At 54.3% G+C, this 11979-nt stretch carries 10 protein-coding genes; 3 read left to right on the top strand and 7 right to left on the bottom strand.

Going from position 1 to position 11979, the window contains the following annotated elements; genetic code table 11:
- Nucleotides 1-21: 21 nt before the first annotated feature.
- The 6 genes from ABD920_RS16560 to ABD920_RS16535 all read right to left on the bottom strand — a co-directional run bounded on the left by ABD920_RS16560 (nt 22) and on the right by ABD920_RS16535 (nt 6773).
- Complete coding sequence (locus tag ABD920_RS16560) at nt 22-1203, bottom strand: ABC transporter permease (RefSeq protein WP_345160599.1); 1182 nt, start codon at nt 1201-1203, stop codon at nt 22-24.
- Nucleotides 1200-2438, bottom strand: coding sequence for an ABC transporter permease (locus ABD920_RS16555; RefSeq protein WP_345160598.1), 1239 nt, complete (start codon nt 2436-2438; stop codon nt 1200-1202). Before ABD920_RS16555 ends, ABD920_RS16560 begins: the two co-directional genes overlap by 4 nt.
- Nucleotides 2439-2442: 4 nt before the next feature.
- Nucleotides 2443-3141: an ABC transporter ATP-binding protein gene (locus ABD920_RS16550; RefSeq protein ID WP_345160597.1), complete on the bottom strand. Its 699-nt coding sequence runs from the start codon at nt 3139-3141 to the stop codon at nt 2443-2445.
- Nucleotides 3142-3462: 321 nt separating this feature from the next.
- Nucleotides 3463-3837, bottom strand: coding sequence for a DUF3471 domain-containing protein (locus tag ABD920_RS16545; RefSeq protein ID WP_345160596.1), 375 nt, complete (start codon nt 3835-3837; stop codon nt 3463-3465).
- 65 nt (nt 3838-3902) lie between these two features.
- On the bottom strand, nt 3903-5381 hold the full coding sequence (locus tag ABD920_RS16540; protein ID WP_345160595.1) for a TolC family protein: 1479 nt from the start codon (nt 5379-5381) through the stop codon (nt 3903-3905).
- 144 nt (nt 5382-5525) lie between these two features.
- Nucleotides 5526-6773: an efflux RND transporter periplasmic adaptor subunit gene (locus ABD920_RS16535; RefSeq protein WP_345160594.1), complete on the bottom strand. Its 1248-nt coding sequence runs from the start codon at nt 6771-6773 to the stop codon at nt 5526-5528.
- A 490-nt stretch (nt 6774-7263) separates the two neighbouring features.
- Between ABD920_RS16535 and ABD920_RS16530 the strand changes: the two genes are divergently transcribed.
- Both ABD920_RS16530 and ABD920_RS24985 read left to right on the top strand, forming a co-directional pair.
- Nucleotides 7264-8118, top strand: coding sequence for a restriction endonuclease (locus ABD920_RS16530; RefSeq protein ID WP_345160593.1), 855 nt, complete (start codon nt 7264-7266; stop codon nt 8116-8118).
- A 138-nt stretch (nt 8119-8256) separates the two neighbouring features.
- Nucleotides 8257-8373, top strand: coding sequence for a DUF2281 domain-containing protein (locus ABD920_RS24985; protein WP_425568632.1), 117 nt, complete (start codon nt 8257-8259; stop codon nt 8371-8373).
- An 89-nt stretch (nt 8374-8462) separates the two neighbouring features.
- Here ABD920_RS24985 and ABD920_RS16525 read toward each other — a convergent pair whose 3' ends face one another.
- The gene (locus ABD920_RS16525; RefSeq protein ID WP_345160592.1) at nt 8463-9683 is read right to left on the bottom strand and encodes a glycoside hydrolase family 88 protein; all 1221 of its coding nucleotides are present in this window, start codon (nt 9681-9683) and stop codon (nt 8463-8465) included.
- Nucleotides 9684-9981: 298 nt separating this feature from the next.
- Here ABD920_RS16525 and ABD920_RS16520 point away from each other — a divergent pair, with 298 nt between their 5' ends.
- Nucleotides 9982-11760, top strand: coding sequence for an aminopeptidase P family protein (locus ABD920_RS16520; RefSeq protein ID WP_345160591.1), 1779 nt, complete (start codon nt 9982-9984; stop codon nt 11758-11760).
- Nucleotides 11761-11979: the final 219 nt, after the last annotated feature.

The raw sequence follows: 11979 nt of genomic DNA, 5'->3' as shown, positions 1-11979 counted from the left end.
TTTTTGCTTATATATAGTACCCTACTCCTCGTGCAGCGCGGTGGCCGGATGGATGGCGGCCGCCTGGCTGCTGGGATAGAGGGCACAGCAGGTCACCAGTATATATATTAGTGAGATGGCACTGAGAATTGCCAACCCATACACCTCGTTGGAGAGATCGAACACGCCCAGCAGCGGGAACTGCCCGGCAAAGAAGCAGCCCAGCAAAAGCCCGAGTGTGGTGATGACGATTACCTCGCCCAGGAACTGCTTATATATCTGTCCGGCCGTAGCCCCCATCGCCCGCCGCAGGCCAATTTCCGCATACCGCTTGTTGATGTTGTACCACAGCACACCGAACAGGCCCAGCGCCACGTTGAATATCAGGAAACCGCACACCAGACCCAGCGCCACCATCGGCACCAGCGTGAGTTTGGCTTTGCTCTGGCGCATCTTCTCAAGCGTCGATACTTCCAGCGTCCAGTCTTTTGCGATGCCGGAAAGCTCCTTCACCATCTTCTCCTCAAACGCCACTCCTGTGCCTGGCTTCACGCGGAGCAGGAGGCTGTTCCACAGGCGGTCGTCGTTTTGGCTGAGGTTGATGCGGGTGAAGAAAGCCGGTTCGTCGGCGTTAAACTCACTGTAGGCCCGGTAATAATCCACCACGCCCAGCACGAGATAACTTGTCGAGTCGTTGGCGGGGATTAGCTTGCCGACAGCCTCCTCTTCCCCGAACAGTTTCTCCTTCAGCATCCTGTTGATGACGATCGGCATATGCCGCGAAGCGTCGTCCTGCGGATCAAACCACCTCCCCTCGCGCACCTGCAGCTGCATCACGTCTTTAAATTCGTCCTGCACTTCATAAAAGTTGGCCAGCAAATCTTTCGTCTTGCCGTAGGAAAGGCTTGTATTCATTTGGCTGAAGGCAAAGGGGGCGTTGGTGCTGGAGAGCGAGGCGCTTTCCACTTCCTCGAAGTCCCGCAACCGCCGGAGCAGTTGTTCCTGAAGCTGCACGTTCCGGGCGGTGGAGTCGGAATTTTGACGGAGCGAAAGCTGCCACACGTTTTCATGGTTGAAGCCCAGCGGCTTGGCGTAGTTGCTGTAGTTATAGATCACCAGGCTCAGCACCGCGAACAGCACCATGAACGAAACGAAGATCTCGGTGATAAGCAGGAAGTTGCTTTTCCTGCGGTTCCAGATGAGTTTAAAGAGATGGCGTATCATTTTGAACCTCCTTTCAGTGCCTCCACGGCGTGTAAACGTGACATTTTAAAAGCGGGGTAAACCCCGGATATGAGCCCGAACACCAGGCAGAGCAGCAGCCCCCAGCCAAACACACGCAGGTTGAGGCCCAGGTTGGCGTAAGTGATGATGCCGCTGTCGTTGATGAGCGCAAGTACCGCCGCAGACAGGGCAAAGCCCAGCAACCCGCCCAGCAGCGTCAGGAAGATGTTCTCGACGATAAACTGGCCGATGATGGTGGAGGAGGAGGCGCCAAAGGCCTTCCGCACCCCAATCTCTGAGGAGCGCTCCATGATGCGGCTGATGTTGATGTTGACCAGGTTGATGGTAGGCAACAGCATGAACAGCAGCGTGATACCAGCCAGAATGCCATATAATAGCCCAACTTTGTCTTCGCGGCCTTTGCCCAGCAGCGTGCGTGCGAAGCTCTCCAGAATGGAGTCGGAGAAGGAGTGGAGGGCTTTTACCTCCTTTGGATTCTGAATTGGTACTTGCCGCATCATCTGGGCGTATTCCTCTTTTATGGCTGGTATATCGGAGGCTTTGTGCGCTTTGATGGTGGCAAAATATTCGCCGTGCATCCCGTTGTTCTTAAAATCCTTGCTGCGCAGTGTGATAGGCACCCAAATGTCGGCGTAGGAATGGAGGCGGAGCACAGGCACGTCTTCCACCACACCCATCACACGGTACTTCACCTGGTCTACCTCTATATCTTGCCCAACGGCGTCGCCTGTGCCGAAGTACTGCTTTCGGGTGCTCTCGTTGATGACGGCCACACGGCTGGCATATTCCACTTCCTGCTTCCCAAAGGGCTTGCCCTCCACGAAATTGAAGTTAAGGATTTCCCAGAACGCGGCATCCGTGAACTTAATGTCGAGGGCCAGTTTCCTGTTGTCCACGTAGCTGTTCACGCTCACATACACCGAGTTGATGGATACCTGCTCGGGCATTTCCAGCGGGCGCACGTAGCGGTCAAGGAAGTAGTAGCTGGGCGGGCCGCTTTGGGTGCCTTGTTCTAACTCCGAACGCATCATGTTCACAAAAAGCAGTTTGTCCATTTCCCGCTCCGGCATCTGCGGACCGAAGGCATGGTCGAAGAGCGATGTCGCCACCATCAGCACCATCAGGGTAAAGCTGATGCCGAAGAGGCTGATGAAGGTAAAGAACTTGCGCCGCAAGAGCACCTTCCAGGCTATTTTAAGATAGTTCTTGAGCATGGCTTTAGGCTTTCTGGAAGTCGAACAGCTTTGAGTCGGATACCTGCTGCCCGTCGAAGAAGCGCACCAGGCGCTCTGTTTTCAGGGCCATGTTCTCGTCGTGCGTCACCATCACGATGGTGGTGCCTTCCAGTCGGTTCAGGTCGAGGAGGATTTGCATGATTTCCTCACCCATCACTGAGTCGAGGTTACCTGTCGGCTCATCGGCCAGGATGATCTCGGGCATGCCGATGAGGGCGCGGGCGATGGCCACCCGCTGGCGCTGGCCGCCGGATAATTGGTTCGGATAGTGTTCGGTGCGGGAGCTGAGGCCCACTTTCTCGAGGGCCACCTGCGCCCGTTTGCGGCGCTCGGAGCCGCTCACGAAGCTGCGGTAAAGGAGGGGCAGCTCCACGTTGTCCAGCACGCTGAGGTCGTTTATCAGGTGGTAGCTCTGGAACACAAACCCGATCTTCTCGTTGCGGATATGCGCCAGCTCTTTGTCTTTGTAAGAGCGGATGGGCTGCCCGGCAATCTCCACGGTACCGCTGCTGGGCGCGTCCAGCAGGCCCATGATGTTGAGCAGCGTACTCTTGCCGCACCCGGACGGCCCCATAATGGACAGAAACTCCCCCCTCGGAATGCTCAGGTTCACGTTCTGCAGCGCCACCGTCTCGATTGACTTCGTCTGGTAGACTTTTTCTATATTGATTAGCGTGATCATAGTTTTATCTCCTTCGTTCTATATGTCTTTTTGATTGCTAATTGATGATTGTTGCATGGCTTGATTGTACAATGGTTGATTTGAAGCGCCGGGTCCAACCACCCCTGCCCCTCCTTGTCCTTTTCGAGGGCCCCTATCCCCAGGAGGGGAGTTACCCTACTCCTTCTCCTTTCTTCCACACCTCAAGGGCCTATTTATATGAAGTTATATATGCTGGGCTTCATTTATAGCTATTTCTTTAACTATAGTCTTCAAAGTTTGAGGATGCAGCAGCAGGCCCCCCTCCCCTTAGACAAGGAGGGGCAGGGGTGGTTGGATATATCACTCGACCTTCGTCAGCTTCAGCCCGCCCTGCATCTGCACCAGCATGTATTTTACCTTGCCGTCCTCTTTTACAAACTCAACTTCTGTCTCCGGTCCTTTGATGATGAACTTGTTCTCAGAAACCGGCGTGAACTCTGTCTTTTCCGCGTCGCCGGGTGCCAGGCCATAAAGCTTTTCGCCTTCTACAGACACGGTGATCGCGAACTGCTCATCTAATTTATATATACCGGCAAATTGTTGCAAGGCCCCGTTGGTGGGGGTTGAGGCGGTGGTAAGGGGCAGATGGCTGTTTACCCCTCGGGCATCTTGCGGAGTTGGCGCTGCCAGCAGCAGGGTAGGTGATAACACCAGCATTACAATCAGATTTTTCATAGTGGTAAGGTTTAGGTTTATAGATAGTTTTCTGTTCTGGATTTTCAATTGTTAGGGCGCAGGCCTTATTCCTTGTCTGCCTTGCTGGCCAGCACTTCCTGTTTCTCAAAGTCATAAAGTGTCAGCTGCCGCAGGCCGTAATAGGCACCCCAAAACTCGCTGAGCGAGGCGATAAAGGCCCGCTGCGCCTGGTCTTTCTCTGCCAGGGCAATGTTCAGATCCGTGATGCTGATGCGGCCGATCAGGTACATGCTCTTCGCGATTTCGTAGCGCTCCTGGGCGATGGCGTCGGCTTCGGAAGTGGCCTTGATACGGTTTTTGAGGGTGTTGTACTGGTTCACTTGCGTGATAACCGCCTGCTCAAAGCTGGCTTCTTCCTGGGCTACCGTGTGCTGCACCAGCTTCTGGTTTAGCTCCGCCACTTTGTAGTCGGCGCGCTGGCGGCCCCAGTCCAGCAGCGGCATACTGAACCCGATCTGGGCGCGCTGCTGGTTGTCGGGCTGCTCATAGATGTCGCGCCATTTCTCGCCGCGGTTGGTGAGGCCGAAGGTGGCGTACACGCTGGCGTTAAAGCCGTTGTCTCCTTTGGCTTTGGCCACCCCGCTCTCGGCCTCCAGCAGGCGGCGCTGGAAGTTGAGGCTTTCCTTCCTGTTTTTATGCGCCTCCGCAAGGGCAACCACGGGCTGAATGTCGGCGGCCGGAACTTCCTCGGGCACCTGCAGTTGCAATTCCAGGCTGTCGCGCAGGCCTACATAGGTTTTGAGGGCAAGCAGGGCTGTTTGCGCGTCCAGCACGGCCTGCGCCTGGTCCAGCCCTGCGTTCAGGACGGCGAGGCGCAGCTGCAGCAGGTCGTTTTTGGAGAGTCGGCCCAGCTTGTATTTCTCCTGCGCCACCTGGTACAGCGTGTCGTTGTTGGCCAGGTTCTTGGCGGCGATACTTTGGTTCACCTGGGCCAGCAGCAGGTCGAAATAAAGGCCGGTGGCGGTGACGGCAATCTCCTCCAGGTCCTCCACATACTGCTTCCGCGACTCCTCGTAGCGCAGCGGCGCGATGCGTTTTGCCCAGCGCAGCTTGTTGTAGGCAAACAGCGGTTGCTCGAAACCGATGATAGCCGGGTTGCCGTTGTAGCGCGTTTGTGTCCGGTCAAAATCATCGAAGCGCTGCATCAGCGAGGTCACGAAAACACTGCCGCCCGTCGGGCTGATGACCTGTTGCAGGGTCAGGCCCATCTCCGAGAAGTTATTGGTCACTGGCTTGAACTCAAGGGTGCCGTCCGGCTGCGTAACGGGGTTGAAGGTTCGGCTGAAGTCGGGTAGGATGCCCTCTACGCTCAGTTGCGGCTTGTAGGCAGCCTTAAAACTGCGCCACTCCCAGTAGCTGGTTTCGCGCGTGGTCTCCACCTGCCGCGCCACCGCCGACTGCTCCTGCGCCAGCGCAATCACCTCCTGCAGGCTTAGTTGGCGCTCCGCTGGCTGGGCATGGCTTAGCGCAGGCAGCAGGGACAGCCACAGCAACAATAACCGGTATATAGATTGGCTTTTCATAGTTTTAGTTCTGGGTATGGGTATTCGTTTCAAGGCTCATGTAGCACGAAGTTTTATATATGATAGAGGGTGTTTCATAGCTTGGAAAGGCATTGCGGATAATGGTGTTGTGATAAGCGTATTGTGCTACTTTATGCGTCTATTTTATTTCAGCTTCACTTTCTCCAGGTGCTCGTAATCTTTTATGGAAGAAATCACCACTTCATCGCCGGGTTGAACACCGCGCTCGAGCTCCACATAATCCACATTGCTGGCGCCTATATCCGCTGGTGTCCGGATCAGTTCATCGCCCTGCACCACATACACCATGTCGCTGTTGCTGGCACTGTTGAAGTAGGGGCCGTTCTTCACGCGGAGGGTGTTGGGTTTAGTGGCCGTGGTCACGTACACATCCACGCGCAGGTTGGGGCGAAGCAGCGTGTGGGCGTTGTCCTGCAGGGCCACGTAAAAAGTGACGGTGCCGTTGGTGACGGTGGGCTCTACAGCGGCGATGGTCCCTTTCAGGTCGGTGTTGTTGATGCGCACGGTGGCCTCACCACCCGGCTGCATCTGGTCGGCGAAGGCATCCGACACCGAGGCTTTCACTTTAAAGCTGCTCAGGTCGGCGAGGCGCACGATGACATCTCCGGCGTTTACCGTGCTGCCGATTTCGTCCTTTACCCAGGTCACCACGCCCCGGTGCGTCGCCCGTACCTCGGCCTGCTGCATCTTGCGTTCCAGTTCTTCGATGGAGCGGCCCTGCATGGCCAGTGTGAAGCCAAGTTCCTGCTCGTCGGCCTGCAGCAACTGCCGCTCACTGGCGATGTCTCGCTCCAGTTGGGCCAGTTCCTGCTGCGCGATTTTCAGGTTCAGGTCGGCTTGCTTTACCTGCTCCTGGGTGCCGCCGCCTATTTTCAGGAGGTATTGCTCGTCTTCGAGGCGGGCCTGCAGGCTTTTCACGCTCATGCGCTTAATGGCCAGCTGCGACTCCAGGCTGTTCAGCTTTTTCTGCAGCTGCAGCCGGAGCTGCACCCGTTTGTGCTGGTTCATCTCCTGCTCGTCCTTCATTTTGTCGTAGGCCAGCTGCGTGAACGATCGGTCCAGCAGCAGCACCTGATCGCCGGGTTTCACTTCTTCGCCGGAGGTGCGTAGCACCTGCTCTACGCGGGCCTGTATGGGGCTGGTGATGGCCTGCTCATGCTCCGGCACCACCTCGCCGGTGGCGGTGAGGGTAGCCTGCACCGGGCCACGCTCCACCACCGCCGTCCGGATTTCGCTCCGCTCCAGGGAAGGGGTAATCAGGTTTCTGAAACCGAAGACGGCGGCTGCCACCAGGGCAACGGCTATCCCGATTTGCCAGATGCGTTTCTGCTTTTGGGCTTGCCGGGTAGTGGCTGAAAGTTCACGATCCATAGTTTTATCTGGTAAGGCTCGTGAGGGTATAGCCAATTTGGATGCCAGTTATATATAGTATTGATTTACAATAGTTTATGTTGTAAAGTAATGGAATTTAAGCTGTTGAAGGTGTTCAATAGTGAACAGTTTGTTCGGTTTTGGGAGGGGGAGAGGAAGGGATGTTTTAAAAGAATAGATAAAAGATGATGTTCTACTATTAAACTCAAGTTCGCTATATAAACTTGCCCAAATTCTTATAACGAGAAACCCACCCCTCCCAAGAGGGGAATAATACCTCGTCTCCGAGAAGATTCCTCTGTTGGCGTTCGGCCCCATTGTCAACCCAGGGGTAGAGGTGGTTTATGACACAACAGCGAAAGTAAATCGCGACTTGGGTTATATATAGGTTGCATCATGTACATTTGAAGAACCCGCTCTTTGTGTTGAGTGGAAGCTGAATTAAACTTCTGTTCAGGCTATATATAAATCAGCCAAACTTGATATTCAAATGCAGGAAATTTTTAAATACAAGTATGATGACCTGTTCAATCCTACTTTAGTAGCGCTTCAAAAATTAGGTGGTTCCGGTTCTGTCTCTGAAATTGAAGAGGAAGTGATTTCCATTCTTAAGCTTTCAGAAGATGAAATAAACGATATTCATCGTGAGAGCACCACAAAATTGAGATATAGGTTAGCCTGGGCTCGAAATTACCTGAAGCGGTACGGCCTGGTAGAAAACTCTGCCAGAGGTGTGTGGTCTCTGACAGAAAAAGGAAATCAGCTTCCATCGGTTGAGAAAGATAAAATAAAAAAAGCAGTAGCAAAGCTTGATCGGAAGGAGAATGGGAACGAAATCAATGCTCCCGGTCAGGTTAATAATTTAACTGATGAGTTGGTTGAATTATCCTGGCAGGAAGAGCTTCTAAAGGTTGTGAAAGCAATTACGCCGGAGAGTTTTGAAAGGCTTTGCCAAAGGATGCTACGGGAGCTCGGCTTCATCAATGTTGAAGTAACACAACGCACGAATGATGGCGGAATAGACGGTAATGGAATCTTAAGAATTGGCGGAGTACTGTCATTTCATGTTGTGTTTCAGGCCAAGAGGTACCAGGGAAGTGTCGGCTCAAGCGTTGTAAGAGACTTCAGGGGAGCTATGATTGGCCGTGCTGAAAAGGGTTTGATCATTTCCACAGGAAGCTTTACGCGTGAGGCTAAAAAGGAAGCAAACAGAGATGGCGCTCCGCCCATTGATTTAATTGATGGGAATGATTTTGCTGAGAAGTTGAAAGAACTTAGGCTGGGAGTGAATGTTGAAATGATAGAGAAAGTCGAAATCAACAACGAGTGGTTCAGTCACTTTTGATTAAGCTGTATTAACGATCCAGCGCTTAGACTTTAACATACACATCCGTCTTTTCTTTATGGCCGATATCCAATTATGTACAAAAACGGCCTCCCTGCCATCGGATCTTAAAAAGGAGGTATCTGATTTCGTAAATTTTTGAAAACAAAGTCAAAGGGAAAAAAGCTATCAGAAGAACGGAAGTTTGGAAGTGCCCAAGGGTTCTTTATAATGGCCCCTGATTTTGATGAGCCATTAGATAATCTTAAAGAATAAATGAGAAAGCATAAAAGATAGTTATACATAAAAGCAGGAGCCGGCCCTCTATAGAGCCGGCTCCTGTGTTTATGTAAATCATATATAAATCAGCTGGTCATTTCCTTGTACCGCTTCAGGGCCTCTATATAGTAATAGTCGCCGTAGGTGAGTGGGGTGTCCACTTCGGTGCCTGCGGGCTTATGGCCCACGCCGTGTTTCAAAATAAAGCCCCCGTTGGTGCCGGGCGCGGCTTTGTACTCGGCGGTAGAGAGGTTTTGCAGGATGGTCTCGGCAGCGCTGACATATGCCTTGCCTTTCGCTTCATCCACATACCCGCTCAACTCCAGCAGGGCAGAGGCCATGATGGCGGCGGCAGAGGCATCGCGCAGCGCATTCGGAACGTCCGGCGCGTTGAAGTCCCAGTACGGGATCAGGTCGTCGGGCATGTTGGGGTGGTTCAGCATAAAATCCGCGATTTGCTGCGCCTGCTGCAGGTACTTTTCATCTTTTGTCTCGCGGTATACATCCGTGAAGCCGTACAGGCCCCAGGCCTGCCCCCGCGCCCAGGCCGACTCGTTGGCTGCGCCCTGCGCCGTTTTCTTCTCCTGCACCTCACCGGTGGTGGGGTTGTAGTTGATGACGTGGTAGGTGCTGTGGTCGGGCCGGAAATGGTTTTCCATGGTGGTGTTGGCGTGCGTCACAGCGATGTCGTAGTACGTGGAATCACCGGTCACCTCCGTGGCCCAGAAAAGCAGGTCCAGGTTCATCATGTTATCGATGATCACGATAAAGTCATCGGCATCGGAGTCCCAGGAGCGGATGGCGCCCACTGCCGGGTTAAAGCGCGTGGCCAGCGACTTGGCGCTGTTGAGCAGGATCTCCCTGTACTCCGGCTTTGGCTCTATGCGGTTGGCGTTTCCGAAGCTGTCGAACATCATGAAGCCCAGGTCGTGTGTGCGGGTGTTGTGCTGTTCCTTTTCCAGCAGTTTCAGCACGCGCATGGCCTCGTCATACAGCACCTTGTCGCCGGTTTCCTCATACAGGTAAAGGAGCGAGCCCGGGTAAAATCCGCTGGTCCACCACCCGGTATTGCTCGTTTCCAGGCTGTCTGTCTCGGCATAATAGGTTTTCGGCAACTTGTCCTGCGGCAGGCGGGCCATCAGCACCTTGTATTGGGCGGCCGCGGCCTCAAAACTGGAGTCGGGCTGCAGCGTTACGGCTTCTGTTGGTGTCTGGTCCGTTACCTGCGCCTTTTCGCTGCTGCTGCAGGCGGTGGCCAGGCAAACACCCGCAACAAGCAGGGCTTTGGCATATGCATTTTTTTTCATGTTCGGTTTCGTGTGTTTATATATGATTTTGCGAAAGGTTCTGTTCAGGATCCTGCAGAACGGCTTTTGTTCAGTATGCGACAGCGCAACAGGAAAGCATTTCCATATATGGTTCGAGCTGCCTTGAACAACGTAAGCTGAATGCGAAAATTAAATATAGGGCTTTTCAGTAATTATCACCCCAGAAGCCAGAATTTTAACTATGGGTTATATGTAAATAGGCGTTTCATAAAGTCTGAAGCGTTGCGCTTTTCCGCGCATCTTTTCTTAATTTGCCTTTAACCAATAGCGACATACCATGACCTACACAGAAAAATTGACTGCCATCCGGAGCCAGATGAAAGGAGAGGGCGTGAGTGCCTATATCATTCCCTCGGCCGATCCGCACATCAGCGAATACCTGCCTGACAGATATAAGTGCATTGAGTTTGCCTCCGGTTTTACCGGCTCGGCGGGTACGCTGGTGATCACGGACGATTTTGCCGGCCTCTGGACCGATGCCCGTTATTTTGTGCAGGCGAAGGAGCAACTGGAAGGAACGGGCTTTGAGTTGGTACCCCTGCAGACACAGCATGCGCCCGAATATATAAGCTGGCTGGCAGAGCGCCTGCCGGAGGGCGCCACCGTGGCTTTCGATGCGAAGCTGATTTCTATCGGGCTGGCACAGCTGCTGGAGGCGCAGCTCTCGCCGCTCGGGATCCGTCTGAACAGCGACCGCGATTACCTCGACCCGCTTTGGCAAAACAGGCCCCTGCTGCCTACCGCCCCGGCCTTCCTCGTGGGAGAGGAACTGGTGGGAGAGTCGCTGGAAAGCAAACTGCAACGGCTGCGGGCCGCCCTCAAAAAGCACCGCGCCGACTACCACCTGATTTCCTCCCTCGACGACATGGCCTGGCTCTTCAACATGCGGGGCGCTGATGTGAAGTGCAACCCGGTGGTGCTGAGCTTTGCCCTCATCACCCAGGAAACAGCTATCCTCTTCATCAACACGACCAAGCTGAGCCAGCAGGACCAGGCGAAGCTTTTGGCGGCCGGCGTGGAACTGGAGGCATATGACCTGGTGGAGCGGGCCATCGCCTCGCTGCCGGATGGCGTCAGCATCTTCATCGACCCGAAGCGCAACTGCTTTGCGCTCTATAAACAGCTCCCGAAGTCGGTGCGCGTGGTGCAGGAGACAAACCCGACCGCGTTCTTCAAGGCAGTGAAGAACGAGACGGAGGTAGCGAACACCCGCAAAACTATGATTAAAGACGGGGTGGCGCTGACACGCTTCTTCAAATGGCTGGAGGAAAACATCGGTAAAACAAAGATAACGGAGCTTTCCGTGGCCGGGAAGGTGCGGGCGTTCAGGGCAGAGCAGGAGGGTTTCGTGGGCGAGAGCTTCGATACCATTGCCGGCTACAAAGCGCACGGTGCCCTGCCGCATTACCGGGTGACGCAGGAAAGCGACGCGGAGCTTCAGGCCGATGGCTTGTTCCTGCTCGATTCAGGAGGCCAGTACCACACCGGCACCACCGACATCACCCGCGTGGTATCGCTGGGAAACCTGACGGAAGAGGAACGCATTGACTATACCCTTGTGCTGAAAGGCATGATAGACGGGGCCACCGCCCGCTTTCCGAAAGGCACGCGCGGCTACCAGATCGACGCCATCACGCGCAAGCCGCTCTGGGATTATGCCCGCAATTACGGCCACGGCACCGGGCACGGCGTCGGCTTTTTCCTAAACGTCCACGAGGGGCCGCATGTGTTCAACCCGAGCCCGACGCCCGTGGATATAGAGCTGGGGATGATCACCTCCGTGGAGCCCGGCATCTACCGCCCGGGCAAGCACGGCATCCGCCTCGAGAACCTGGTGCTGACGGTGGCCGATGAGGCAAACGACTTCGGGGAGTTCTACACCTTCGAGCACCTGACACTCGCCCTCATTGACACGGCACCAGTGAAAAAAGAGCTGCTGGAGGCGCACCAGATCAAGTGGCTGAATGCCTACAACCAGCAGGTGGTGGAGCAGCTCGGACCGCATTTATCAGAGGCTGAACGAAGCTGGCTGAAGGAAAAAGGAAAGGCGATATAATGGCTAAATGGCTGGATGGTTAAATTGCTGGGTGCCGTCAGGTGCTTGATTGCACCCAGCAATTTACCTGTTTGTAATCCTGAAAGGATCCTAGTGGCGAGTGGCGATAGCTGATGAAAGGTGGCGACGGTTAAGCTACCTGCTAACCAGGTCTTTCCAGAGGACGGCAGCGGAATCAGTCTTGTACTGTTCATTTATGTACATTTGTGGGGAGCGGCT

The sequence above is a fragment of the Pontibacter saemangeumensis genome (genome assembly GCF_039541895.1).
Classification (GTDB): domain Bacteria; phylum Bacteroidota; class Bacteroidia; order Cytophagales; family Hymenobacteraceae; genus Pontibacter; species Pontibacter saemangeumensis.
This window is presented reverse-complemented; position numbering and strand designations above follow the sequence as displayed.